General features: G+C 59.9%; 22 protein-coding genes and 1 pseudogene. 6 read left to right on the plus strand and 17 right to left on the minus strand.

Features of this window, described 5'->3' with window-relative positions; translation table 11 throughout:
* Positions 1-186: 186 nt before the first annotated feature.
* Together AC3WQN_RS22270 and AC3WQN_RS22275 are read right to left on the minus strand one after the other, a co-directional pair.
* Positions 187-1,464: a peptidase MATCAP family protein gene (locus AC3WQN_RS22270; RefSeq protein WP_103402408.1), complete on the minus strand. Its 1,278-nt coding sequence runs from the start codon at positions 1,462-1,464 to the stop codon at positions 187-189.
* Positions 1,465-1,707: 243 nt separating this feature from the next.
* Positions 1,708-2,349 carry an FMN-dependent NADH-azoreductase gene (locus AC3WQN_RS22275; RefSeq protein WP_103402407.1) on the minus strand — a complete coding sequence of 214 codons (642 nt, stop codon included), beginning with the start codon at positions 2,347-2,349 and terminating at the stop codon, positions 1,708-1,710.
* Positions 2,350-2,455: 106 nt separating this feature from the next.
* On the opposite strand from AC3WQN_RS22275, the gene AC3WQN_RS22280 reads away from it, so the two are divergent.
* The gene (locus AC3WQN_RS22280) at positions 2,456-3,310 is read left to right on the plus strand and encodes a LysR family transcriptional regulator (RefSeq protein ID WP_103401488.1); all 855 of its coding nucleotides are present in this window, start codon (positions 2,456-2,458) and stop codon (positions 3,308-3,310) included.
* Positions 3,311-3,422: 112 nt separating this feature from the next.
* Here the strand turns inward: AC3WQN_RS22280 and AC3WQN_RS22285 are convergent, their stop codons facing one another.
* The 6 genes from AC3WQN_RS22285 to AC3WQN_RS22310 all read right to left on the minus strand — a co-directional run bounded on the left by AC3WQN_RS22285 (position 3,423) and on the right by AC3WQN_RS22310 (position 8,542).
* Complete coding sequence (locus AC3WQN_RS22285) at positions 3,423-4,124, minus strand: DUF3053 domain-containing protein (protein WP_103401489.1); 702 nt, start codon at positions 4,122-4,124, stop codon at positions 3,423-3,425.
* A 146-nt stretch (positions 4,125-4,270) separates the two neighbouring features.
* Entirely contained in the window at positions 4,271-5,344 is a 1,074-nt protein-coding gene (locus tag AC3WQN_RS22290; protein ID WP_103401490.1) for an NAD(P)/FAD-dependent oxidoreductase, read from the minus strand.
* A 237-nt stretch (positions 5,345-5,581) separates the two neighbouring features.
* A complete protein-coding gene (locus tag AC3WQN_RS22295; RefSeq protein WP_103401491.1) occupies positions 5,582-5,845 on the minus strand; it encodes a DUF1652 domain-containing protein in 264 nt (87 codons plus the stop codon).
* 237 nt (positions 5,846-6,082) lie between these two features.
* On the minus strand, positions 6,083-6,754 hold the full coding sequence (locus tag AC3WQN_RS22300) for a class I SAM-dependent methyltransferase (RefSeq protein ID WP_103401492.1): 672 nt from the start codon (positions 6,752-6,754) through the stop codon (positions 6,083-6,085).
* A gap of 64 nt (positions 6,755-6,818) precedes the next feature.
* Complete coding sequence (locus AC3WQN_RS22305) at positions 6,819-7,118, minus strand: hypothetical protein (protein ID WP_103401493.1); 300 nt, start codon at positions 7,116-7,118, stop codon at positions 6,819-6,821.
* A 143-nt stretch (positions 7,119-7,261) separates the two neighbouring features.
* Positions 7,262-8,542 carry an MFS transporter gene (locus AC3WQN_RS22310; protein ID WP_103401494.1) on the minus strand — a complete coding sequence of 427 codons (1,281 nt, stop codon included), beginning with the start codon at positions 8,540-8,542 and terminating at the stop codon, positions 7,262-7,264.
* A gap of 356 nt (positions 8,543-8,898) precedes the next feature.
* Between AC3WQN_RS22310 and AC3WQN_RS22315 the strand changes: the two genes are divergently transcribed.
* The 3 genes from AC3WQN_RS22315 to AC3WQN_RS22325 all read left to right on the plus strand — a co-directional run bounded on the left by AC3WQN_RS22315 (position 8,899) and on the right by AC3WQN_RS22325 (position 14,061).
* Entirely contained in the window at positions 8,899-11,727 is a 2,829-nt protein-coding gene (locus AC3WQN_RS22315) for an AMP-binding protein (RefSeq protein ID WP_178081932.1), read from the plus strand.
* Between the two features lie 289 nt (positions 11,728-12,016).
* A complete protein-coding gene (locus AC3WQN_RS22320) occupies positions 12,017-13,792 on the plus strand; it encodes an S-type pyocin domain-containing protein (RefSeq protein ID WP_103401495.1) in 1,776 nt (591 codons plus the stop codon).
* On the plus strand, positions 13,789-14,061 hold the full coding sequence (locus AC3WQN_RS22325; RefSeq protein ID WP_103401496.1) for a hypothetical protein: 273 nt from the start codon (positions 13,789-13,791) through the stop codon (positions 14,059-14,061). The genes AC3WQN_RS22320 and AC3WQN_RS22325 overlap by 4 nt, the downstream gene beginning before the upstream one ends.
* A gap of 306 nt (positions 14,062-14,367) precedes the next feature.
* On the opposite strand, the gene AC3WQN_RS22330 is transcribed toward AC3WQN_RS22325, so the two are convergent.
* Positions 14,368-14,583: a hypothetical protein gene (locus tag AC3WQN_RS22330; protein WP_103401514.1), complete on the minus strand. Its 216-nt coding sequence runs from the start codon at positions 14,581-14,583 to the stop codon at positions 14,368-14,370.
* Positions 14,584-14,764: 181 nt separating this feature from the next.
* On the minus strand, positions 14,765-15,391 hold the full coding sequence (locus tag AC3WQN_RS22335) for a dihydrofolate reductase family protein (RefSeq protein WP_103401497.1): 627 nt from the start codon (positions 15,389-15,391) through the stop codon (positions 14,765-14,767).
* 171 nt (positions 15,392-15,562) lie between these two features.
* Between AC3WQN_RS22335 and AC3WQN_RS22340 the strand changes: the two are divergent.
* Positions 15,563-15,730 (plus strand): annotated as a pseudogene (locus tag AC3WQN_RS22340) (IS5/IS1182 family transposase); the annotation flags it as partial.
* 135 nt (positions 15,731-15,865) lie between these two features.
* Here AC3WQN_RS22340 and AC3WQN_RS22345 read toward each other — a convergent pair.
* On the minus strand, positions 15,866-16,264 hold the full coding sequence (locus tag AC3WQN_RS22345; RefSeq protein ID WP_103401515.1) for a hypothetical protein: 399 nt from the start codon (positions 16,262-16,264) through the stop codon (positions 15,866-15,868).
* A gap of 394 nt (positions 16,265-16,658) precedes the next feature.
* Here AC3WQN_RS22345 and AC3WQN_RS22350 point away from each other — a divergent pair, with 394 nt between their 5' ends.
* Positions 16,659-17,078 (plus strand): DUF1801 domain-containing protein, encoded by a 420-nt coding sequence (locus AC3WQN_RS22350; protein ID WP_103401499.1) that lies wholly within the window; start codon positions 16,659-16,661, stop codon positions 17,076-17,078.
* Between the two features lie 44 nt (positions 17,079-17,122).
* On the opposite strand, the gene AC3WQN_RS22355 is transcribed toward AC3WQN_RS22350, so the two are convergent.
* The 6 genes from AC3WQN_RS22355 to AC3WQN_RS22380 all read right to left on the minus strand — a co-directional run bounded on the left by AC3WQN_RS22355 (position 17,123) and on the right by AC3WQN_RS22380 (position 24,296).
* Positions 17,123-17,884 (minus strand): bestrophin-like domain, encoded by a 762-nt coding sequence (locus tag AC3WQN_RS22355; protein ID WP_103401500.1) that lies wholly within the window; start codon positions 17,882-17,884, stop codon positions 17,123-17,125.
* Between the two features lie 123 nt (positions 17,885-18,007).
* On the minus strand, positions 18,008-18,682 hold the full coding sequence (locus AC3WQN_RS22360; protein WP_103401501.1) for a DUF3313 domain-containing protein: 675 nt from the start codon (positions 18,680-18,682) through the stop codon (positions 18,008-18,010).
* 47 nt (positions 18,683-18,729) lie between these two features.
* Positions 18,730-20,004 carry an OmpP1/FadL family transporter gene (locus AC3WQN_RS22365; RefSeq protein WP_103401502.1) on the minus strand — a complete coding sequence of 425 codons (1,275 nt, stop codon included), beginning with the start codon at positions 20,002-20,004 and terminating at the stop codon, positions 18,730-18,732.
* Between the two features lie 71 nt (positions 20,005-20,075).
* A complete protein-coding gene (locus tag AC3WQN_RS22370) occupies positions 20,076-21,692 on the minus strand; it encodes an arylsulfatase (RefSeq protein WP_103401503.1) in 1,617 nt (538 codons plus the stop codon).
* 231 nt (positions 21,693-21,923) lie between these two features.
* Entirely contained in the window at positions 21,924-22,769 is an 846-nt protein-coding gene (ppk2, locus tag AC3WQN_RS22375; protein WP_103401504.1) for a polyphosphate kinase 2, read from the minus strand.
* A gap of 93 nt (positions 22,770-22,862) precedes the next feature.
* Positions 22,863-24,296, minus strand: coding sequence for an efflux transporter outer membrane subunit (locus AC3WQN_RS22380; RefSeq protein ID WP_103401505.1), 1,434 nt, complete (start codon positions 24,294-24,296; stop codon positions 22,863-22,865).
* Position 24,297: the final 1 nt, after the last annotated feature.

The raw sequence follows: 24,297 nt of genomic DNA on the forward strand, positions 1-24,297 counted from the left end.
TCCTGCCTGGTTACCCGCTTACCCGCGCTGACGATGGGGGTGTATTCCCACCTTGTGTCGAATGATACTAACGCGAATTGACCGCGTCTGAAGGGGCAGCACTCGACCCATGGAAGCCAGTCGTGAAGGCCAGAAAATAGCCAGAAGCAGTCGCTGAGATGCATCCCCGACCCCCAAACACCCTGATCACTGTGCACTGGCATCAGCTTCATGTTCGTCTGCGAATGCCATGAGCACCTCCAGGTCGAGCACGTCGAGTTTGATCCGGGCGATAAAGGCAGAGAAGGCCAGGTTGGCGGCGAGCAGGCGCAGGTCCGAGGCCCAGGCTGGAAGATAGGCCGGTCCCTGGAGCCAGCCGGACTCGAAAAGTGGCGCCAGGCGTACGGTATCACCCAGGCTGAGGCGCCCGGCAAACAAATGGCCTACCAGTTCCGGGCGGTTGTCGCGGATCGCGATGCGCAGCAAGGTATGGACGCCGATCAAACCGGTCAGGTAAGCGGCATCCTTGGTGAACGCCGAGCCGCCATGCAGGTCCGCGCCACGGAAAACCCGTTGGGTCGAGCGGAAGGACTCCTCTTGCGACTGACCGGCGGCAAGAAAACCTTCGAATACCTGGATGAAGTCGGCGCCATCCAGCGCTTGCTGGACCGCGAGCACGCGCAGGGCGAGGCGACGCAGGCGGTTGATGTCCATGCTGCCGGTGAACAGTTCGGCCAGGGTGGCAATCCCCTCTTGAGTTTGGGTCGTGCGTGGCGCCCCCAGGCCCAGGCTTTTGAGATTGGGTTGGCGCGCGCCGTTTTGTGCCGTGGCGACATGCACAAAGGCCTCGTGCTGCAATAACTGATTCTTGTCCAGCTCCGAGAACAGGGCGCTGGCACGCAGGCGGATGCGGCTCGCCCCGGCGATGGCCTTGGCGGCCAGGGTCGGATCGAGCAAGACCGTGATCCGGCCCGCGCCGAAGAAGCGGTCCAGTTCCGGCTGCATCCAGGCGGCAAAGGCTTCGGCCGGGATCTCGGCCAGGCTCGGTGGAATCTGGACGCCGCCCAGAAGGGCGTCGGTGGTCTTGAGGAAGAAATGGGCCGCGTCCAGCATGCTCAGTTTCAGGCGGGTGTAGTAGAAATCCGGGCGCCGATACAGCGCTGACGAGTATTGAGTAAAGGCCGGTGTGCCAATCGCATTCAGCATGCGTCCGGCGGTGGCATAGCTACGCGCTGTCATGGCGAGGTAGTTCCCGGCCGGATGCCCCTCATCGCAACGGCCAACAAAGGCTTCCAGGGCGGCGATCTCGGCACTGTGCCTGCGTGGGCGCAGCTCGACTTTGGGCAACTCCGCATGCCCGCCACGCCAATGTGCGAGGAAGACTTCCTCGATGCCATCCGGCCACGCCAGGGCATCCAGCACACGAATCTTGCAGGCCAAACGGGGCAGGGCGGCATCGAGTTCGGACAGGGTGGCGGTGCTCATGGAAATCTCCTTGGGGGACAAGGTTCATTCGCAAAAGTTTAGTCGTTGCCGATGTACTGCGTTGCAGCAGCTCAAGGTGGCCCGCTTGAGGTCGACGGGTGCCGACAGGCAAGAGGAGAACTCAGCTTACCGCCATACAGCCACTATCGACCCCATGCGGACATACACTCGGTAGGCCATACCGCCCGGCAGCAACGCCTCTTTTATCTTAAGCGCCATACACCCATTGGCGTCCCTGAAGAGTCACTGACAAATACGATCTGCCAATCGCCTGGCGTGCTGAGTCGCAGCCTCGCGCGCGCTGAGATCAACGTCGTTCCCCAGGATGGTTTTCTCCACAATCACCGAATGCACATCCGTTACGCCGACAAAATTCAACCAGGCTTCAACATAGGGCTTTTGAAAGTCGAAGCGCGCTGCCGGCGTGATCGACTGCGCCGAAAAATCCAATCCGCGGGCGTACATCACCACCGCGGTTTTGTTGAGCAGCATGCCTTCCAGGCCACGCTCCGGGTCAAAGCTGAACAGGATGTCTTTCTGCGACACCAGGTCGATGAAGTGCTTGAGTTTGTACGGGATACTGAAATTCCATAGTGGTACGGACATCACAAGCACATCCGAGCGGTGCAGGTGGCCCGCCAAGTCTTCCAACGTGTTCCAGGCGTCTTGTTGTGCGGGAGTCAAGGGCGTGCCATTGAGTCCGGCGTATTTGGCCTCCATTGCCAGGTCGTCGAATTCCGGCAACGCCATGTTCCAAAGGTCGAGCGTGATGATTTCGGTGTCCGGGGTGTTTTCCTGATAACGAGCAATGAAGCTGCGGGCGACTTCAAGGGAAGCCGAACGCTGCTTGCGTGGAGAACATTCAATATGCAGAAGAGTCGTCATGGCACGCCTGGGAGGGTGGGTAGATAGGGCAGGTGGGAATATTGCAACATATTTGAATTTGAAATATAAATCGTAAATAACTACTGAATTGATCACGCTGGAAACTATGTTCGATACGCTGCTGCTCAAGACATTTGTCACTGTCGTCGATGAAGAAGGCTTCAGCCGTGCAGCCCAGAAGCTGCACCTCACTCAGTCTGCGGTCAGTGGCCACGTGCGGCGACTGGAAGAACAGATTGGTAAACCCCTGTTGATGCGTACCACCCGCTCCCAGCAACTGACTCCCGATGGAGAGCGCCTGGTCTCTTATGCGCGCACGATCCTTGCGCTCAATCGTGATGCCTGGGCAGAACTGACGCGTACGCCGTTTCATGGACGGTTGCGGATCGGGGTGTCCGAGGATTTTGTCGAATCGCGGATACTGCGCACTTTTCAGGATTTCGCGGCGCAGTACCCGGGCATGGAGATCGACGTGCAGGTGGGCATTCCTGGCACCTTGCTGAACCTGATGAAGCAAGGCCATCTGGAAGTGGTCATCGGTTCCCTGTGCGAAACCGGCGAAGCGGGGTTGCTGCTGTGGCAAGAACCGCTGGTGTGGGCCTGGTCGGCGCAACCCGTCAGCCAGTTACCGACCCCGTTGCCGCTGGCCCTGTTCCCCGAGCCGTGCCCTTATCGCGCGGTAGCGTTGACGAGACTGGCTCAGGCGGGGATCGCCCAACGCACGGCGATGTTATGCAGCAGCACGGCCGGGTTGCGGGCGGCGGCGCTAGCAGGCTTCGCGGTAGCCCCCATGGCTCTCAGTCAGTTGAGGCAAGGACTGGTAGTTCTTGGGGCAGAACAAGGGCTGCCGGATTTGCCGGATGCGCAATTTCGATTGTTTACCTCGCCTGACGCGGACCAGGCGATTGTGGCAGCGGTCACTCAGCTCATTGTGGAGTATTGCGCCACGCGCAGGGATTGACAGGCAGGGTCGACAGGCCGAAAGCGGGCCGCTTTCAACTGAGTCTCCGCCAGGTGCCCAGTGAAGGCTTAGAGGCATTTCACTGGGCGGGACGGGCATTTGGGAGCCGTGTCTAGCGGCCGAGCATCACAGCCTGCAGGCGAACCTGGGCCTGCTGAACGGTTTTGGCCTGTACGTTCAAGTCTTGCAGCAGCGCATTCAACTCCGCCTGCACTTTAGGGTCCTGCACCTTGACCACCGGGCCATTGATTTCGATTTGCGCCTTGTGGGCATTCACGTAATCGGCCACTTTCAGGCTGCTGTCCAAGGTGCTGTTGATTTGCGGCAGCACCTCCAGAAACGTGTTGGCGGGTACGCTGACGGTCTTGTCGTAGGCTTTGTCGTACACGGCCTTCAAGTCTTCCGGTTGCTTGAGTTGGGCGTGGGCGCTATCTGCTTTTGCCCGTTGCTGCTGGAGTTGTGCACCCATGTCGTTCAGGCCGCTTTGCACCCCCTTGATGTCGTCACGGCGTGAAATTACATCACTCAACGAGCGCACCGCTCCCTTCTGGACAAGGTCGCCGAGGGGTTTCACAACGGCGTCCATCCCGCCATTGAAGTCGGTGATCACCGCGTAATGAGTGGTGTATTCGCCAAACGCCTTCGACTCATCCGCCGTCAACCGAGGCACGTGGACACCGGGCTTGTCGACGATGCGGGTTTGCAGGAACTTCGTGAATGCGGTGCGCTGCTCAGGTTCGTCATTGCCGCAGGCGATGAGTGCAAGGGGCAGGGCGAGGGCGAGTAGCCAATGAGGGCGAAACGAGACGTTCATGTCTGTGGAGCTCCTGGAAAATTAGCACATGTCCGCGGAGGAGATGACCTCTGCGGGGCGTGGGCAAGCTTATCGTTTCTGTTGCGAGGATCCAAACAACTTGCATCAATCGCGAGTGCTGGGCTGACGACAAAGACAAGTGTCTCCTACGCTTGGAAGAATCGGTCGGGACGGCATGGGTCAAGGGCAGCAGATGCCTTGTCGTCGATTATCTCCTCGCTGGCAAGACGGCCCACGATCGCCGCCAGAGCGACGCCAGGATGCATCGCGCAAACGTACACGCCGCCGATAGTGGGTAGATAGCCGATGATGGGGGTGCCATCGACAGGAATGGGCCTGAGTCCGACACAAGCCAATTCCGGATCAATGGAAGTAACCCCATGGAGTTCGTTCTGGATCGCCCTGGCGGTTCGTAGCGCTATCGCTGCTGGCTGGTTTTCCAAAGTGTCATCCAGGTAGTCTTCCGCCGCTAGCAACGTACCATCCGTGCTTTGCCTCACTTCCATTTCAGGACTGGAGATGATGGTGTGTACGAGATTGGGTTGTGACTTGTAGCGGATGAAGATTGCAGGAGAAGCCTCTATCGGAAGGGACACTTTCAGCGTCTCTGTCAGCTTCGTGATGCCAGTCCCTGCTGCCAGTACGACAATGTCGGCATCGATGATGCCCATTGTGGTTTCGACTCCCGTCACCTGTGCATTCTGGGTTGTAAAGCCGAGCACCCGAGTCTGTGTGTGAACCTTCGCCCCATGAGCCTGGGCACCTGCGATCAAGGCATGCGTTGTTTCCACGGCGTCCAGCGCGCCTTCTTCGGCGTCATACAAGGCATGCCGAGGGGGATTCTTGAGGTTTGGCTCAAGGCCGAGAATCTGGGAACGGGACACCAGGGTTGCCGAAGGCTGGTTACCCGGGGCTTGCAGTACCCCACCCAAGCTCGCGCTGTAAGACAGGGAGCCTGTCCATCGTACCTTCACACCCGGCAGTTCCGTTTCGAGTCGGCGGTACTCTTTGATGGCTGCACCGCGCAATTGCGCGATTGGATCGGGCCCGCTGTGTGAAGTGTTGATCCATGCAAATGAGTTTCCAGTCACTCCGCACGCTATAACTTCAGCCTCGACCACGATGACATTCGCGCCTTTGCCAGCCAGGTGATACGCCAGGGACGCGCCCACTATGCCTGCGCCAACGACAACGACTCGTTTGTCTACACCATTCCCCATATCAACCTCCGTTCTGTCGACCTGATGATGGTACGACATCCCGATGATCGAATGACCTGAGAATCTGGTCGTCCATGACTGCGTTGTGCGGGTGCTCTTGGTCGTAAGCTGCCTGTCGGGTCGGTTTGCATTGGACATCGTCAGGTTTCGTCGAGGGGGGCGATGTCCAATCCTCTGCATCATGCAATTTGATAACGCGGGGGGTAGGAAAAGGGATGAATCTGGCTGCGCTGCGATCTACCTGGCGGTGTAATGCGGCACGTACAGAGGGGTTGAACCGACCCGTTCGAGGTCTTTACGAAGATCTGCAATCAGGCTCGCGATGGCATAACCGTTGTTGAGGGGGGCAATCGAGATCCCGGTGACAACGAGCATTTCCTGATTCGAGGCGCCTTGATAAAAACGTATGGTCAATGCTGCTGTTGGGTCAACCGTACATTCGCAGCGGGTCGGGAGGAAGCTTTGCTCTACCAGGTGACGTAGTTCTAAAGTCGATAACATGGTGACTTGCCTCGACGGGAGTCAGCCAAGTGACTTTTGTCAGAAAGGAATGTGGAAGCTCCTGGAAAGTAGAGACGTGGTGGACTCCCTAAACTCATTGGCCCAGAGTCCATCTTTAAGTATGGACCTGAGTCGCCCGAGGGATTAGAACGTTTTGTTCTCGCTGCTGGAAATGCTGCGCGTTCATCGCGGCCTATGAGTCGCCCCCTGGTTTCGTAGGCTGACCCAATCGATCGCTCAATCCCGCCGCTCGGCCACCAGCAGCAACGACTGCGGCACAGGACTTTGCGGGTGCTGCGGCTCCTGCAGGTCGACTAGACGAAAACTGGACATGTCCAGCGCATTGAGCCAACTGGACAAGGTCCGGAAGTACCACGGCATGGGTTGCCACTGCCCTTTGAACCCGGCGAAGGTCTCTTGCCGCCAACCATCCTGATAGTCGCCCGCCGCTGCGGTCCACGGATGCAGTGTCTGGATCATCAGCGCGCCGCCCGGGGCGAGGAGGGCGTTCAAGGCGGCGAGCAGAGGGATGATGTCCTGGTGCAGTAGTGCGAAGTTGGCACAGATCAGGTCGTAATCGCGGCCGATGTCCACTTTCGCTTCCACCAACTCTTCATAGCTCGCCAAATGCACTAGCGAAGAGTCCGCCGCCCGCGCCGCCTCGACCAGCGTCGCGTCGCCATCCACACCGACCGCCTTGATGGCCCGGTCAGCCAGCGCCCGCAATAGCCAGCCCTCGCCGCAACCCAGGTCGAGCACGCGCTCGGGCTGGCGGCCCAGCACCGCCAGCAGGATGGCCTGGTCGGTGACCTTGAGGCGGCTTTCGATGGTGCCGGTGCGGATGGCTTCGATCCAGGATCGGGCGTTGTGGTGCCAGCTCTGGAGGAGGGTGGATTCGGAGGCGGGCATTTCGATGTCCGGAGTTGTTGATTGAGTGGAAGGATAGGACAAGTGCTGCTTCACGGCCGCTCAACTAATTTTTGCACTCCGACAACACCACTTGGCAGGTACTCGGCGTGCCTCCTGATCGGCCTGCATAGCGTATGCAGCTATTCAGGGATTTCTGACGAGCGATGTTCAAGGTAGAACCCCAGGCGAGGCCGCCTTCGCCGGCAGTGGGTAGCGCTTTTGCATAGCAGTTTGAGCCTGTGTTCGAGGCGGCATGGCGAGCCGTGGCAGCCTTGCCCGCACATCCTGCTGACAGCGCCAGGTTGATGGCGACAAGGAAGGGCAGGACCCATGCCGAGCATTGGCGCGCTGTTTTTCCGGTCATCGCGTTTCCCCTGTATCAAGAGGCTAGAGGCGTATGCAGGGTCGTGCCCTATTCAGAATAGACGGTGTTGCACCTGGCCTTGGGGTCGTTTGGCTGAGTGCGTGAATTCGGGTGTTTCGTAGATCAGTGTTTTCCGAGGACGGCTATTTAGCCGCCTGCCGCCCGCGCTTGAGGTCGACGCTAGCCAGGATCAGCAGGCCGACAACGAAATAGCCACCGGTGATCAGCATTGCCAGGCGGTGATCGCCGTCGGACAGCCAACTGGTCAAGCCGTAAGTCATGGGGCCGAGGATTGCCGACAGTTTGACTGCCAGCCCCCAAAGGCCAAAGAACTCCGCCAGGCGGGTCGGCGGCGCCAGCAGACCGACTATCGCGCGGCCGGCCGATTGGCTGGCGCCCATACACAGACCGGCGAGGTTGGCCGCCAGCCAGAACAGCCCGGGACCGTGCGCAATCCAGACCAGAGCGACCATGCCGAGCCAGCCCAGCAATGTCAGCGCCAGCGTGACGCGATGGCCGAGGCGATCCTGCAGCCAACCGAACAGCACGGCGCCGATGGAGGCCGTGATATTCACCACGAAGATCAGCAGCAGCGTGTCCTGGGTATTGAAGCCCATGACCTGATTGGCATAGATGGCAGCCAGGGTGATCACCGCCGAGATACCGGCCTGGTAGCAGACGGTGCAGGCAAGGAAGCGCAGCAGGTCGCGATAACGGTCGGCCTCGCGCAGCGTCTGCGCGAAGCGTGCTAGCGCCGCTTGCACAATAGGCGTGTCGCCGCGCCCTGGCTGCGGCTGGCTACGCTCGCGCAGGAACAGGAAGGTCGGTACGCTGGCTACGGCGAACAAGCCCGCGGTGATCAGCATGCACACCGGCACGAACTGCGCCGCAGTCTGGCCCTGCGCCTGGGCCCAACTGACGAAGGCCAGGCAGGCGCCCAAGCTGACCAGACCGCCGATATAGCCGAACCCCCAGCCCCAACCGGACACCTTGCCCAAGGCATCTTCTCGGGCGAGTTGGGGCAGGAAGGCGGCGATCAGGTTCTCGCCGCTGCCGAAGCAGAAGTTGGATAATACGATGAAAAGGATCGCGACACCGAACTCCCCCGGCCCGGCCAGTGCGAGCCCCGAGGTGAACGCGACGCAACCGACCGTGCTGAACAGCAGCAGGCGTTTCTTGCAGGCGAAGGCGTCGGCGTAGGCGCCGATCAGCGGCGCGGTCAGGATGATCAGGGCATAGGAGAGGGCGGTGGTGCTGGTCCAGGCCAGCGTACCCCAGGCTTCGCCCTTGGCGACCACCGCGACGAAGTAGGCATTGAACACAGCGGTGATCACCACCGTCGTGTAGCCGGAGTTGGCGAAATCGAACATCGCCCAGGCCCAGATTTCTCGGCGTGTCACTCCGGGGGCAAGGCTGGCTGGCATGGTGATCTCTCTGTATGCGCGGCATCCTTAAGAGCCTAGCCCCAATGCCAGTCAGTTAACAAAAATCTACAGCTTGGTGATCAATTGTGGCGAGGGAGCTTGCTCCCGTTCGGCTGCGAAGCAGTCGTAAAATCAGGCGACTCGGTACTAACTGCAAGATTGAGTCGCCTGATTTTGGACCGCTTCGCGCTCCAGCGGGAGCAAGCTCCCTCGCCACAGGTGCAATGTTCGTCTCAAAGTCCTTAACTGGCTCAGCCATCCTGCGAGCGAAGATGGCATTCCCAGTTGCCGCCATAGGCGCATAATGGCAATTGGCAAGGATCTACACACAGAGTGCCTGTCATGAGGGGCTGCCGATGTCTCGTCCGCCTCCAGAAAGCCGCGTCGTTCCCCATTCCGATGGGGACGCAGAAAAATTGCTCGAAATTGTCCAGCGTACCGTGGTCGAGTTGCGCCCGCAGGCGGCAGAAGGGTTGCACGTCACCTTGTCCAGCGTGCTGGACCGGGACCTGGGCGTAGACAGCCTGGCCCGGGTCGAGCTCTGGTCACGTATCGAGCACGAGTTCGCTGTGCGTTTGCCGGAAACCCTGTTCGCCTCGGCAGACACGCCCGCCGATGTACTGCGTGTATTGCGCAGCAGACCTGGCGCCGAGGCGGTACGCCCGTTGCCCTCCAGCGAGGCCCCGACCGCAACGGGGCAGACGCCGGACACCGCGCGGACCTTGATCGAAGTGCTGGAATGGCATGTGCGCCATCAGCCGCAGTATCCCCACGTGCGCCTGCTGGATGAGAGTGACCAGCCGGAAGACATCAGCTATGGCGCCATGCACCAGGGCGCCCTGGCCGTTGCCGCAGGGCTGCAACGCAGTGGCTTGCAGGCCGGTCAGACCGTGGCCCTGATGCTGCCCACAGGGCGCGATTTTCTTCATGGATTTTTCGGCATCCTGTTGGCCGGCGGTGTGCCGGTGCCCATCTACCCACCGTTGCGCCTGTCGCAGATAGAGGATCATCTGCGCCGCCAGGCCGGCATCCTGCGCAACGCCGAGGCCAAAGTGCTGATTACCGTGACGCAAGCGAAGCTGCTCGCCCGGCTGCTCCAGCCGCAGGTTCCGAGTTTGACTCGCATTGCCACCGTGGCCGAGTTGACCGGTGAGGGGGGCGAGTGCATCACACCCGCGCGGCAACCGGATGACATCGCCTTCTTGCAGTACACCTCGGGCAGTACTGGCCAGCCCAAGGGCGTGATGGTCAGCCACGCCAATCTGCTGGCCAATCTGCGCGCCATGGGTAGGGCTCTGAACGTGGGGCCGCAGGACGTGTTTGTCAGCTGGTTGCCCATGTACCACGACATGGGCCTGATCGGTGCCTGGCTGGGCAGCCTGTATTACGGCTACAGCCTGGTGCTGATGTCGCCGCTGGCTTTCCTCGCGCGGCCGGCGCGTTGGCTATGGACCATCGACCGCTTCCACGGCACGTTGTCGGCGGCGCCCAACTTCGCCTACGAACTGTGCCTGAGCAAACTCGCTGACGCCGACCTCGAGGGCCTGGACCTGAGCAGTTGGCGCGTGGCCTTCAACGGTGCCGAGCCGGTCAGCCCGGATACCTTGCAATGCTTCGCCGAACGTTTCGTTCGCTACGGCTTGGCGCCCACCGCGCTGGCGCCGGTCTATGGGTTGGCCGAGGCTACGTTGGGAGTGGCCTTTCCGCCTTTGGGCCGAGGGCCGCTGATTGACCGGGTGCAACGCGAGGCGTTCCAGGCCCGCGGTAATGCGCTGCCCGCCGAGGCCGGTGCCAGTGCAACGCTGCGCTTCGTCTCCAGCGGGCGACCGCTGCCGGGCCATCAGATTCGTATCGTCGATGGCAACGGGGTCGAGCTCCCCGAGCGCAGCGAAGGTCACCTGCAGTTCAGCGGGCCGTCCACCACCGGTGGCTACTACCGTAACCCTGAAGAGACCCACCGGGTGCTGCGCGATGGCTGGTTCGACTCGCTCGACTTCGCCTACATGGCCGGCGGTGAGGTCTATCTGACCGGCCGCGCCAAGGACCTGATCATCCGTGCCGGGCGCAACATCTACCCCTACGATGTCGAGGCAGCCGTCGGCAATTTGCCCGGCCTGCGCAAAGGCTGCATCGCGGTGTTCGGCAGTCCTGATCCGGCCACCGGTACCGAGCGCCTGGTGGTGTTGGCGGAAAGCTACGAGAAGGAAGCGGCCGCGCGGCAACGCCTGCAGCAGGAGGTCAACCGCATCGTGGTCGACCTCACCGGTGTGCCACCCGACGATATTGTTCTGGCGCCACCGCATAGCGTACTGAAGACCTCCAGCGGCAAGATTCGCCGTGCTGCCAGCCGCGAGCTGTATGAGCGCGGCGAAGTGGATCGGCCGCACCTCACCGTGTCGCACCAGCTCTTGCGCCTGGTGCTGCAGGCCGTACGCGGGCAGTTCGGCCGCAGCTGGCAGGCCTGCCGCGCCGCGCTGTATGCCGCTTACACCTGGCTGCTGTTCTGGCTGGTCACACCGCTGACCTGGCTGGGCGTCGCCATCCTGCCACGCCAGCGTTGGTGTCGTAGCTTTACCCGCACTGCCGCACGGCTGTTCGTACGCTTGGCGGGGGTGCCGTTCAACGTCAAGGGGCTGGAGCACTTGCCTTCGTCCTCGGTGAGCGTGCTGGCCGTCAACCATGCCAGCTACCTCGACGGCATCATTCTTTGCGCGGCGCTGCCGCCGCAGTTCAGCTTCGTTGCCAAGCGCGAACTGGCTGACCAGTGGATCGCCGGCCTGTTCCTGCGCAAGCTCGGCGCGCGCTTCGTCGAACGCTTCGACCTGCAGCGCGGCGCCGCAGACACCGAGCCCCTGGCCGAGGCGCTACAGGCTGGCCAGCCCCTGGTGTTCTTTCCCGAAGGAACCTTCACCCGCGAGCCAGGCTTGCGCACCTTCCACATGGGCGCCTTCGTGCTTGCCGCGCGTATCGGCGTGCCGCTGCTGCCGGTCGCAATCCGTGGTACGCGCAGGGTACTGCGCGACGGTCAGTGGTTCCCGCGCCACGCTGCCATCCACGTCAACGTCTGCCCTCCGCTATTGGCGCAGGGGCCGGGCTGGACGGAGGCAATCAAGCTGCGGGATGCAACGATAGCGGTGCTGCTGGAACACCTGGATGAATCGGAACGGGCCCAACGCGCAGGTTAGGCGACTACTACGCTGCCGTCGTCTTTCCAGAGCTGTTCAAGAGTGGGGTCGCTGGGTAATAGCCCACTACAAGCTCTACAAATCGCAACCCGTATGTAGCAGAGTGAATTCGCAACTTTTGCTGTAAGAACTTTTTACGGGAAATCTCAGAGATTACTTCAACTTAAAACCACCTTCGGCACGCGAAAAATCCAGTTAACAATTTAAAGTTGAAATAACTCAGTGGTGTCGACAAAACTTGGGGTGCTTGTCTGTCACATGGAATTCATATTGTTGCACGGAGCACCCCATGCAAGAACCTACAACGCTTTCACCACTGTTGATAACACCTGGCTCTCTGCCTGCTCCACCCAAAGAAACTCTGGCCTTTCCTTCAGACTTCGACAGCATTCTATTTTGGGATGGGGCTGTCCCAGCGGTCACTACGCCTTACAATATTGACAGCGTCAAAGCCACTCGCAACGCATACGAAAAGTTAGTAGAAATAGCCCTTTCGGCGCAAGTCCAGATAAAGAGCAGTTTTCAGGGCAGTAGACCCAATGTTCGAAACGGCCTGGAGAAACAGATAGCCTCGGCCATTGATACTCAACAATCCGGCACACTGGAAGCCGCCGTAAAAAAGAAAGCGATTATCGTTGAACTTCTGCAAAGGGTCAGGCTGAACAAAAGCTGGAGCGAGGCGGAAGAGTTTTTTGGCATAGATGCTCTGTCCCTGGACAGCACCGAAAGTTCAGATTTGTTCGCAGCCTCTGTGGATACAGAAGATTTCGAGGGAGTGTCAAGAAGCCTGTATGAAGGCTTTCTGAGATCGCTGACAGCCGCCTACGTTAAACGAATCCTTATCGAAGCCATTTCCATTCTGGAAGACGCTTCCAAAGCGGCAGACGCTGCAATCCATTCTGCCTTGGCTAGGGGCGAAGCTGCCTACACCTTCAGACTACCCATTAGCCAAAGCGCACAGCTGGGAACCGTGGTGGGTGCCATTACCCTCCACACCGCCAACGGTTGGACCTTCGAGGCAGCTATCCATAAAGGCATTCAGTTGTTGACCGGATTGGGGGACGCACTTCTCAGTCGCGCTACTGCCGTCGGCATCGGCGCCTTGTTCTACTCACCCTCCCTTGGCAACGGCGAACGTTATCCGCAAACAGCGCTTAGCCTGCCTGGCCGCACATTTATGCCGGAGCTGCCGTCTAACCTGAATGAAATCGCCGCTGCTGAAGGAACCATCGACCTTCCTTATCGGATCTATGGTGACCTCAGCCAATACACACTCGTTGCAACCCCGGCTGAAGGGCGCATTTCGGAAAAAGTACCAGTGCGGGTTTTGGCGTTCGATCCGACGATCAGCAGTTACAGTTTCACGTCAAACGATACACCGCCCATTACCCTCAGCTTTCCTATCATTCGCCCGGGAAGCAGCTCGACAACTTCGCCCGCCCGGCCCGCGGAAGTACCGATTTACACGGGTATTACACTGACGCCATTGCTCGTGCAGCCTGAAACCTTGCCTGCGGTCGAATTGCCGGACTTCAGGGATTGCATTTACTGCTTTCCGAGCGAGAGTGGCCTGCCGCCAATCTACGTTGTTTTTAATAGTCCTTATGAAGGGGCAACCACGAGAGGAAAGTATAGTGGTCGATTATTCAATCCCGCCAAAGCCGGAGGCCAAATCCTCGATCTGGAGTGGAGCAGTGCTACCGTGACACAAGCGGGTATTGACCTGGTGAAATTGCATACGGGACGCTTCAGTCCTTCGGACGGCAATGCCATCATGATTGAACGCCTGGAAAAAATCTTGCGGGGTGAATTGGCAATTATGGCGATCGACAAGCGTTTCTACACTCATGAGCTCAGAGAGCTGGAGCGCTTCAGAGCAGTAGGGGTGGCTGACGGTGTATACCCGAATGACGAGGGTGTCATTTGGAACAATACTCACTCCGCGACGCTGGAAGACTACAAGTTAAAGGGCGACTTTGAGTTGCTCTATACGCCTGACGCTATAGCGGCGGATGAAAAACAAAGGGAAAAAGAATACAAACAAATAGGAGGGATAAAGCGATGAGCATCATGAAAGCTATTGTACTCAACGAGAAGCCTGAAGAGGTCATTCTATTTCTAACCAAAAATGAGTTGGGTATCTCCTTTCCTCAACTTGATGGCCTGTATAATAGAGCCAGCTGGGCGCATGTGACAGACAATATGGGACTATTCAACCTCGTCAAGAGCATGTGCGACGCCGGCTTTATCAAATATAGTGGGGGCGGAATTGTCAGGGGACCCAACTGGAGAGAGCCGGCGTTCATGGTCGAAGGAAAATATACCCTTGATTGACAGTCTCAGGCGCCTGAATACAGCCCTGGGAGAAAAAGGGGGGAGATTTATTTATCTGCTCTAAAACTGACTGGCTAGATAGAATCAGAGAGGAATAATTCAATCTTCCCCTTCTACCAAAGCAACCTGTCACCACTGGCTGCGATCGATCCATGGCAGCCAGTCGTGACGGGCAAAAACAGCCAAAAACAGTCGTTCAGATATACCCATGAACCTATGGGTGATTCAACCCGGCACACAGTCGGATGCCTGGATCAGGGAACGTTTATCTCTGACTCTGCAGTACGGCTGTCAGCAGTCTATCGGTCACTCCGGTCTGTAGGATTCAGTGACTTGTGCGGTTTGATCATCCGGTACCCAGATTTCACCGTTTTTGCTAGCGTTGGCCTTGCTCTGTGCCTCTTGTTGACCCACCGGGAAGTTGGCGAAGTAGTACCTCATCCGTTCGGCTCCACCTTCGGCAAATGCAGATGCTGAGCCGAATGTCATCAGGCCAGCGACGATCAGGGTTGTGCGTTTCATGGCATGTCTCCCACTAGAGGTGACGGGCACCTCGTCCATGATCCAATGCCCAAGTTGCATTATCCGCCGATTCCGTTAAGTGGGAATGAACCAGACCCGCGGTGGTGCTGATGGATGCCGGTCTCCCTGGTCTTGGCATCGGCAGGGTTCGAGGTTCGATTGGCTGCCGGGGCGCTATTGGCTATCCCACCGATTCGAACGTTCCCGTGCGCACCTCGCCGCTGCGCACGTAGTGGGTGATCAGCACACCGCCAGGCGTACACGTAGAGTGCGCCAAGGTGAAGGCAGACGGTTGTGCGTTGTCGCCGAACAGGCGCTTGCCGCGCCCAAGTACGATGGGATAAATCATCAGCCGAAGCTCGTCCACCAACCCGGCTGCAAGCAGTTGGCGCACCAGATCGCCACTGCCCTGCGTCAATAGATCGGCACCGTCCTGGTGCTTGAGCGTACGTACCGCATCGGCAAGGTTTCCCGGCAACGCATGACTGTTCTGCCAATTCAGCGTATCGCAGCGATGGGTGGCCACGTGCTTGGGCGCGTTGTTGAACAGGTCAGCGATAGTGCGGCTGTTTGAATGGGCCTGCACGTGCGGCCAGTACGAGGCGAATATGTCGTAGGTGCGACGCCCCAGCAGCAACTCGAACGGCTGCGAGAACAGCGCCTGTATGGCCTGGCCGATGGCTTTGTCGGCGTAGGGCACAATCCAGCCACCCAGGCGGAATTCGCCGCGGGTATCCTCTTCAGGCCCGCCGGGCGCTTGAATAACGTTATCCAGGCTTGTGAAAGCGGCAACGATGAGCTTGCGCATACGCTTCTCCCGGTTCGTCCTCGTGAAAGTTCTCGTACAGGGAGCACCTGCGATCAATCCGGTTCATTCCCTCACCAATAGTCGAACGAGACGCTGCGAAATCGACAGTGCGATGCCCGGATGCCGAGCATTTGCCATTGCGGTATCCCTGGCCCAGAGTCTTCTAAGCCCAAGGTCGTGCGACTAGAAAAGAAAACTGCCAGGCTGAAGACGCAAATGAAGGACCTTCAAGCAATTGAAATACAGCTCAACGAAACGCCGGATAAACAGGTCTCACTGACCGATTCAGACGCCCGAACCATGATGACTCGCAGCACAGGAATCGTCGGCTATAACGTGCCTCGTCGACGTTTTCAGCCTGACTTCTACAACCTGATGGGCGAGCGCTGCTATTTCGGGGCGGTTTGAATCCCGGTTTCGCAGACTGGCGGAGCAGCGCCGGTGTTGCAGGTGGATTGATCGAGTGGCTTCGCACTAGCGACGATAGTAGCGGCGATCGTTCTCGTAGCGGTGTCGCATGGCCCGATCATGGTGGCGCTCCCAATCACGATGGCGTTCGGCTTCTCGGCGGGCTTGCTCTCTACGCCAGTTATCTCTACGCCAGTTGTCTCGGCGCCAATCGTCTCTACGATCGTGCCAACGGTCGTCATGCCAGTATCGGTCGTCATGGGCAAGCAACGGCCCTGGCTGTTTGCCGGCCATACTGGCCACGGCCGGCCAAGGATTGCCGGCAGCCTGGACCGGAGCCTGAACGGCTGCGACTTCAGTTGCGAAAACAGGGGTTGAGGTCTTCATCTGTGTTGCTGATGCCGAGCCCACTGCCGCGAACGCGAACAGGCCGAAGAGCACCATCCGTGGGTCATGGAATTTCATGAGCGAAGACAACCTCTGATTGACAATTGGACGTGTGGCCATCTGGCTTCGGGAAACCTGCGGGTTCACGCTTGCCGAGCGGATGTGCTTATTCACATAGACCGATAAATAGGGAAAAGTTCTAGGGAGCTGCTGCTTAAATAGCCAACGGCCTCACCGCGTTGCTGTATATCAGGCTGCCATCGCTGGCCCGGTGGCCGACCAGATGGAACTGACCGCGCTCGCAGTGCAGGTAGACGCGCATCTGGCAGTCGGCCAAGGGTTTGTTTCCTTGTGGGCGCCAGATTGGTTGATGCCTTGTGGGGCAGCCGTCAGTCAGTGAGACTCCAGTGGTCACGAGCAGCCTCTACCCTGAAGCGGGTGACAACCATCTTCAAAGGGGGCGGTGACGACCATGAAATCGGTGCAGGACGAGGTCAGCGAAGAGCAAGAGGCAGGCTCTGCCTCTGAGCGGATAGACGGGCGAATCAGGGAGCTCGGCGATTGGCGGGGCGAGACGCTGGCCAGGGTCCGGGCGTTGATCAGGCAGGCCGATCCCGAGGTGGTTGAAGAGTGGAAGTGGCGGGGCGTTCCGGTGTGGTCCCATGGCGGCATTCTCTGCACCGGCGAGACCTACAAGCAGGTGGTGAAGCTGACCTTCGCCAAGGGCGCTGGGCTGGAGGACCCTGCGGGGCTGTTCAACGCCAGCCTCGAAGGCAATACCCGGCGTGCCATTGATCTGCATGAGGGCGGCTGGGTTGATGAGAGCGCTTTCAAGGCGCTGATTCGCGCTGCCGTCTCGCTCAATGCCTCGAAGGGGAAAAAATCCAACTGATCCATCGAGTGGTGGCAGTGCCCGGTATGTACCTTTGGGGCTGCTCACTGTCCCAGTCGGGTCAGCGACTCACGCATCGGTGACAGCGACAGACTGATCAGGCCATCGAGGGGACGGTTCAGCTCTTCGACCAGCAGGATCGAGGCCGAGGCTGAGAACGCGCACATCATCAACACGGCCAGGACGGTGCCGTTGCGTGGCGCAAACAGGCCGAACGAGCCGAAGATGATGGACAGCCAGGCCACCAGGATCACCAGCATCGTCAGCGGGATCGAGGCATGGGCCTGAAGCAGCACCAGCCAGCGGGTGGCGAACACCTCGTCGATCAGTGCCAGGGCCTGGGCCTTGAGGGCACGTTGGCCGTCATTGGCCGGTGCCAGGGCTTCGATTTCGCGTTGCAGCGCTTCGGAGCTGCGGATGGTCTGGGGGCTGTCGAGTTGTTCCAGCAGTGTGGCATTGCGCGAGGCGAGCAGCGCCACGACTTCGGTGTAGCGCTGTTTGACCTGCTGGCGGATGGGGTCGGTTTGCGTGCCGTAGCGTGACAGTAACCGGTCGAATTCGACCACCTTGGCCGCGGTACTGACCAGTTCGTTGTTAGCCGTGTCGAAGGTGCCTTTGGCGCTGGAAACCAGCAGTCCCAGCACCAGGGCCGACATGGTCGCGATCAGGCCGGTGGCCAGCTTGACGACACTGATGGAGTCTTCGCTCAGGTGGTGGGAGGGCAGGCGTGCGCGTACATAGGCGCCCAGCAACGCGCTGCCGAACAGGCAGAGAAAGACGATGAAGGCGACCAGTAGATGATTCACGCAGTACCTCCTGTGCGGCTGTCATCAGACCAGGAGTGGTCATCAGACGCCTGGACGGCAGGACGGGGTCAATCTCAGGTGAGGCCCGCGCCGCCCAGTGGCGGCGCGGGTGATGACGGGTGGTTAACGGATGAACGCCTGCATGTCGGAGTTCAGTTTGCCGATCGCCGATTTGAAATCATTGGTAGTGATCGGTTGGCTGGAGTTTTCCAGGGTTTCGCCAAAGAGTTTGCGGACCACCTTGACCACGGTTTGTTGGCTTCTCGCATCGATCAGCTCGGCCTCGACGAACAGTTCGGTGTCCTGGTCGCGGTGGCCGGTAACGGCGGAGACGCCTCCGACGACAGCTGCGATGGGCACCACTTCATACCATTTCATGCCTTCGTTGGAGGCACTGACCCCGGTGATCGCCGCGCGCAGTACCAGGAGCCTTGATCCGGGCGGTGCGGCTTGCGGGGTGGAGACGACGCGGTACTTCTGCCCGAGTACGGCTTTCGCACCGCTGCTCATGTGCTGTTGCAGTTCTTCCAGGGTCTGTCGGTTCACCCGCTCATCAGGCTTGGGTGCCGGATACAGTTCCAGTTTGTTGAACGCCACGGTGTCGTAGGCATTGGCGTTCCATGACGGACTGACCCAGCGCATCGCTTTCTCGCCGCTGGTGGTGGTGACTTCCTGCAGGTCGTTGTAGTTGTACATGAAACCGGAGTACTGGTCCCGCTCGGTGACTTTCGAGGTACAACCGCCCAGTAGCAGGCTGGCCAAGGCAGCGCCAAAGATCAGTTTTCGCGACAAGCTCATAGGGTTCTACTCCATGGATTGAATTATTCTGCTCGGGTTTCAGGGCGTCAGAAGCGCCACGTCATATTGCCGGTCACGGCTTGTATCCAGGCGTTGTCGAATTGCCCCGATATTCGATTGCCTGAAATGGATTTGCTCTGGTCCACCGGCATGTCGCCCAGCCAGACCATGGCCCAACTGACATTCACGTCAGTGTCCTTGTCCACAGCATAGGTCGCGCCAGTGGCAATGCGCCAGGATTCGGCCATGGGCACGGTCACTGTCCGGTCGCTGTCGGAGACGGCGCTGGAGTCATAGGCCAGCCCGACGTTCCACAGCAGTTGCGCCGTCGCCTGGTACTGCGCACCCAGCGCGAGTTGCCAGGTGTCCTTGTAGTGGGCATCGATCGTGGTCGATTGAGCCCCGACGGCGGAGGTATCGACCTGCACCCCGACGTCGCCGAACTCCGACCAGTCCTGCCAGTTGACCGACGCCAGCAATGCCCATTGCTGGTCCAGTGCCTGGAACAGGCTGAGGGTGAGGGTCTGGGGGACTTGCATCGACAGGTCGGTGTTCAGGCCGTTGAGGCGATCCAGCGCGGGGCCGTTGCCCTTGACGTTGAGCCGGTCTTCGAAGTTCAGGTCGATCTGGCTGGTGTAGGCCAGGCCAATGCGCGTGCCGGCCCCGGGGGCATAGATCACCCCCACATTGGCGCCGTAGCCCCAATCGGTGTCCTCGTATTTGAACTGGCCGTCGCCGCGATCGGCGAAGCCAAAGGGCGAGCGGTCAATCGCGGTCTGGGCTTGCAGCATGCCGTACATGGCCTTCACGCCGGCACCGACCGACCACTGATCGTTGAAGCGATACGCAACACTGGGTACCAGCGATAAACCGGCGATGCTGCCGTTTTGCGCAAAGTAGCGCCCGGACCAGTCGTTGTCATAATTGAACGCCAGCCCGAAGTCACCGTAGGTGCCGAAGCCGACGCTCCAGTGGTCGTCCAGTTCATGGCTGATAAAGAAACTGCCGCCTGGGATCGGGTCCAGGCCATTGCCACTACCGCTTCCGGACACGTTGCTACCACTGTCGCGGTCGAAGGTCAGGTCGCCATAGAGCACTTGCAGGCCGCCGGTGATCTGGGTCCCCTTGAGGTAGCTCATGCCCGCCGGGTTACTGGCGATGGTGGAGGGGCCCTGAGCACGGGCCGCGGCGCCGGCATTGGCCAGGCCGGCGTTATCGGTGCCGATTTCGTAGAGCATGAGGCCGCCGGCATACGCCTGCTGCGCGCAGCACATCGACAGCAGTGTCAGGCTTAATGCGTACTCGGGGAGTCTGGACTGCATGAAAGCACCCTTTATTTATTGTTTTTTGAGTCTGTGACGGCGGGCAACCCTGCCCACCGTCATTCCTTCATCTACTTGGCCATCGCAGCCCTGGCCGCCTCGATCTTGGCCTTCACCGAGTCCAGGTTGAAGCTCGCGCCTTTTTGCATGGGCGGGAACTCAACCGCTGTTTCAGCCAGCTTGGCGACCTGCTGCTGCACAAACACAAAGCGCCAGAACTGGAACTTGAACCAGTCGAAGTATTGCTGCGAACCGTTGGCGGCCTGGTTTTCCGGCCAGCCGGCACGTTCAAACGGATCCAGCCGCAGGTTGGTCAGAATTGGCACGTCGACGGCCAGTTTGGCCCCCAACCAGCCACCAGGCTGGTCAATGAAGCGGTATTTGTAGTCATCGATGCGTACCGCTCCGAGCGAACTCTCCCCAAAATAGAAAATCTCATGGCGACTGGACGGACCTTTGCCGGTGAGCATCGGTGTCTGGTCATAACCGTCCAGGTGCACCTTGTAGGTTTTGTCACCCATCTGCTTGCCTTTGAGCAATTGCGTTGTGATGTCCGGGTTGCCTGCCGCCGCGACCAGGGTCGGGAACCAGTCCAGGCCGGACATGATGCCGTTGGCGACCTGATTGGCCGGCACCTTGCCCGGCCAGCGAATGATCGCCGGTACCCGGAAGCCGCCTTCCATCACCGTACCCTTGCCCATGGCGAACGGTGTCTGACCACCATCTGGCCACGTGAAGTTTTCCGCGCCATTGTCCGTAGTGAAGACCACGATGGTGTTGTCGTCCATGCCATCTTTCTTCAGCTTGGCCATGACGTCTCCAACGATGTCATCGAGTTGCGCCATGCCGGCTTCCTGTTCCGACCAGCCATTGTCTGCATTGCGCATACCTTGGTACTTGTCGGACAGGTGGGTGACGATGTGCATGCGGGTCGGGTTGAGCCACAGGAAGAACGGTTTGTTGTCCTGCCTGGATTTGTCGATGAAGCTGAACGCCTTGTCGCGGATCTCTTCGTCGACGGTTTTCATTCGTTGCGGGTAGAGCGTTCCAGCGTCTTCGATTTTCTGTTTGCCGACCTTGCCCCAGCGTGGCATCACCGTCGGGTCATCCGTGTTGCTCGCCCAGCTGTGGACCATGTTGCGGGGGCCGACGGTGGCCAGGAGCGCTTGCGGATAGTTGGGGTGCGCCGGGTCTTCCATGGCGTCCAGGTGATAGAGGTAGCCAAAGAACTCGTCGAAGCCATGCACCGTGGGCAAGAACTCGTTGAGGTCGCCCAGGTGGTTCTTGCCGAACTGGCCGGTGGCATAACCCATGGACTTGAGCGCGGTGGCGATGGTGACGGCTTCGGCGGGAATGCCGATGGGCGAGCCGGCCTGGCCGACCGTGGTCATGCCGGTACGGATCGGCAGTTCGCCGGTGATGAAGTTGGCGCGCCCGGCGGTGCAACTGGCTTCGGCGTAGTAGTCGGTAAAGCGCATGCCTTCGGCCGCGAGGGTATCGAGGTTGGGCGTTCGGCCGGCCATCATGCCCTGGTTGTAGACGCCGATGTTCGACCAGCCGATATCGTCGCCCATGATCACGACAATGTTGGGGGGCGGGTTATCGGCGGCATGGAGAGTGAAGGGGAGGGCTAGCGTAGAAATCAGTATCGCCGCGGCCAGAGCCGTGGGTTGTCGTGTGCGGTTCATGACGAGTTCCCATGCTTGAGTGTTGGTACTCTGGGACGAACCCCCGGTCGCCGTTAAATGCGTCTCCCCCCGGAAAGAGCGTAGGTAGGATTACTGATTTATCCAGTAATTTATGAGCCGCCAAATCCCGGTGTTTCCTGGGATTTGGCCACTGCCGGGTGGTTCAGGCGATTATTGACACTCGAACCACTGCCGCCAGGTTGAAAACGACCTGGCGGCACCCCGTCAGGACTACTCCTCCGACACTGAGGCCTGGAAGGGTTCAGCAATGTATTTGAAGGGGTAATTGACGGTCTTGTAGTCACCGACCTTGCGCTTGGGCAACGTGATCGTGGGTTGCTTGACGGTCTCGTACGGGATCTGTTCCAGCAGGTGGGTGATCAGGTTCAGCCGTACGGCCTTCTTGTTCTCGGAACGGGCGACATGCCAAGGTGCCCACTCGGAGTCGGTGGCCTCGAACATCTCGTCACGGGCGCGGGTGTAGTCGTCCCAACGGTTATAGGACTTGATGTCCATGGGCGACAGTTTCCAGGTCTTTCGCCCGTCGGTGATGCGCTGCGTGAGACGCCGGGTCTGCTCCTGCGGGCTGACTTCCAGCCAGTACTTCAACAGCAGGACACCGGAGGCGACCATCAGGCGCTCGAAACTCGGCGCCAGGTCGAGGAAGTTCTGCACCTGCTCTTTGGTGCAAAAGCCCATGACTCGCTCGACGCCCGCGCGGTTGTACCAGCTGCGGTCGAAGATCACGACCTCGCCGGCCGACGGCAGGTGCGGCATGTACCGCTGCAGGTACATCTGGGACTTTTCCCGCTCCGAGGGTGCCGGCAATGCCACTACGCGAAAGATCCGCGGGCTGACACGCTCGGTCAAGGCCTTGATGGTGCCGCCCTTGCCGGCGCCGTCACGGCCTTCGAAGACCACCACCACCTTGGCACCGGTGGCGACGACCCATTGCTGCAGCTTGACCAGTTCGACATGCAGGGTTTTCAACTGCGCTTCGTAATCCTTGCGGCTGAGCCGAGTGGTGGGTTCTACCACCGGTTCAGGTTGCGCACGATCATGTTTTTTCTTAGCCATTCATTAGCCTCCAGTTGCTCTAGAACAGGGCCTTTGGCAGGCTCGCGCTTGCACCGATACATCGGTCAAGCCGGCGAGCTGCCGGCCTCCTGTTCATTGTGGTTTTTCGTTGGCGCTCGCCGTCAGCTTGTCAGCCTGGGTCACCCAACCTCCGCCCGTCGCCTTGTAGACATCGACCATGGCGCTGAACACCAGACCGCGGGTCTGGGTGTAGTTCAGCTCAGCGTCGAACAGGCTGCGTTCGGCATCCAGCACTTCGATGTAGCTGGTGTAGCCATTGTCATAGCGCAGTCGCGCAAACTTGGTGTAAGTGCGCAGGGCCTCGACCTGATTGGCCTGGGACTGCATCTGCTCACGGCTCTTGCTCGCCGCGACCAGCGCGTTTTCAACATCCCTGAAAGCCGACTGGATCGACTGCTGGTAGGTCAACAGCGCTTGTTGCTGGATCGCTTCGGCCTGTTTCACCTGTCCGGCGATCCCGCCGGCGGTGAAGATCGGCATGCTCACCCCGACCCCATAGTTCCAGGTGGCGGCCGGGCCAGTGAACAGGTTGGAGAGTTCAGTGCTCGCCGAACCCACCAGCCCGGTCAAGGAAATGGACGGGTAGTACAGGGCCTTGGCGGCACCGATCTGGGCGTTGGCGGAAATCAGGTTCAGCTCTGCCTGACGCAGGTCGGGGCGCCGTTCCAGCAAGTCCGAAGGCAATCCGGCGGGTACCGACGGCAGTGTCAGTTGCGCCAGGCTGCGCCCGCGGATGATGGCGCCGGGGTTGCGTCCAAGCAGCACGGCCAGGTTGTTTTCCTGTTGTGCCACCTGGGACTCGAATTGCGAGATCGAGGCCTGGGTGCGCTGGAACTCGGAGAGGTTCTGCGCCAGTTCCATTTCGGAAATGGTGCCGGCAGCAAAGCGCAGCTTGAAGATCTCGTAGGATTCGCCGCGGGCCTTGGCGGTGGTACGGGCAATTTCCAGTTCCCGATCCAGATCGCGCAGGGTGATGTAGCTCGATGCCACCGACGACACCAGGCTCAGGATCACCGTGCGCCGACCTTCTTCCGAGGCCAGCAGGTCGGCCCGGGCGGACTCGTTGAGGCGCCGCAGGCGGCCCCAGATGTCCAGCTCCCAGCTGACACTCAGAGCGGCCTCGTAGCTGTTGTAGATCGGGTCAATGCCGGAGTCCAGGGGCACCGGGCTGTTGTCCCGGGGCGCCCGGTTGCGGTCGCCCTGTGCGCCGACGCCGACTTGCGGATACATCTGCGAGCGAACCTGGCCGTAACGGCCCTGGAACTGCTCGATCCGCGCAGCGGCGATCTTGATGTCTTTGTTCTCGGTCAGTGCACTGCGAATCAGCTCATCGAGGATCGGGTCCTTGAACTGCTCCCACCACAGGCTGTTGGACAGTGCGCTGACCTCATGGTCGGCGTAGCGATAGGCCGCTGGAGCGTCCGTGGCCGGGCGCTGGTAATCCGGGCCGATCATGCAACTGCTCAGGCTCAGGCACAGCACCAGGGGAATAGGGAAGGTACGCATC

It is taken from the genome of Pseudomonas sp. FW300-N1A1 (assembly GCF_058789115.1).

Bases quoted from the DNA above. Each gene is read 5' to 3' on its own strand.
- AC3WQN_RS22380 (WP_103401505.1), bottom strand. From the start codon at position 24,296: ATGCGTACCTTCCCTATTCCCCTGGTGCTGTGCCTGAGCCTGAGCAGT.
- AC3WQN_RS22275 (WP_103402407.1), bottom strand. From the start codon at position 2,349: ATGACGACTCTTCTGCATATTGAATGTTCTCCACGCAAGCAGCGTTCG.
- ppk2 (WP_103401504.1), bottom strand. From the start codon at position 22,769: ATGGCTAAGAAAAAACATGATCGTGCGCAACCTGAACCGGTGGTAGAA.
- AC3WQN_RS22315 (WP_178081932.1), top strand. From the start codon at position 8,899: ATGTCTCGTCCGCCTCCAGAAAGCCGCGTCGTTCCCCATTCCGATGGG.
- AC3WQN_RS22270 (WP_103402408.1), bottom strand. From the start codon at position 1,464: ATGAGCACCGCCACCCTGTCCGAACTCGATGCCGCCCTGCCCCGTTTG.
- AC3WQN_RS22305 (WP_103401493.1), bottom strand. From the start codon at position 7,118: ATGACCGGAAAAACAGCGCGCCAATGCTCGGCATGGGTCCTGCCCTTC.
- AC3WQN_RS22310 (WP_103401494.1), bottom strand. From the start codon at position 8,542: ATGCCAGCCAGCCTTGCCCCCGGAGTGACACGCCGAGAAATCTGGGCC.
- AC3WQN_RS22280 (WP_103401488.1), top strand. From the start codon at position 2,456: ATGTTCGATACGCTGCTGCTCAAGACATTTGTCACTGTCGTCGATGAA.
- AC3WQN_RS22360 (WP_103401501.1), bottom strand. From the start codon at position 18,682: ATGAGCTTGTCGCGAAAACTGATCTTTGGCGCTGCCTTGGCCAGCCTG.
- AC3WQN_RS22330 (WP_103401514.1), bottom strand. From the start codon at position 14,583: ATGAAACGCACAACCCTGATCGTCGCTGGCCTGATGACATTCGGCTCA.
- AC3WQN_RS22335 (WP_103401497.1), bottom strand. From the start codon at position 15,391: ATGCGCAAGCTCATCGTTGCCGCTTTCACAAGCCTGGATAACGTTATT.
- AC3WQN_RS22300 (WP_103401492.1), bottom strand. From the start codon at position 6,754: ATGCCCGCCTCCGAATCCACCCTCCTCCAGAGCTGGCACCACAACGCC.
- AC3WQN_RS22290 (WP_103401490.1), bottom strand. From the start codon at position 5,344: ATGGGGAATGGTGTAGACAAACGAGTCGTTGTCGTTGGCGCAGGCATA.
- AC3WQN_RS22285 (WP_103401489.1), bottom strand. From the start codon at position 4,124: ATGAACGTCTCGTTTCGCCCTCATTGGCTACTCGCCCTCGCCCTGCCC.
- AC3WQN_RS22320 (WP_103401495.1), top strand. From the start codon at position 12,017: ATGCAAGAACCTACAACGCTTTCACCACTGTTGATAACACCTGGCTCT.
- AC3WQN_RS22370 (WP_103401503.1), bottom strand. From the start codon at position 21,692: ATGAACCGCACACGACAACCCACGGCTCTGGCCGCGGCGATACTGATT.
- AC3WQN_RS22295 (WP_103401491.1), bottom strand. From the start codon at position 5,845: ATGTTATCGACTTTAGAACTACGTCACCTGGTAGAGCAAAGCTTCCTC.
- AC3WQN_RS22350 (WP_103401499.1), top strand. From the start codon at position 16,659: ATGAAATCGGTGCAGGACGAGGTCAGCGAAGAGCAAGAGGCAGGCTCT.
- AC3WQN_RS22325 (WP_103401496.1), top strand. From the start codon at position 13,789: ATGAGCATCATGAAAGCTATTGTACTCAACGAGAAGCCTGAAGAGGTC.
- AC3WQN_RS22365 (WP_103401502.1), bottom strand. From the start codon at position 20,004: ATGCAGTCCAGACTCCCCGAGTACGCATTAAGCCTGACACTGCTGTCG.
- AC3WQN_RS22345 (WP_103401515.1), bottom strand. From the start codon at position 16,264: ATGAAATTCCATGACCCACGGATGGTGCTCTTCGGCCTGTTCGCGTTC.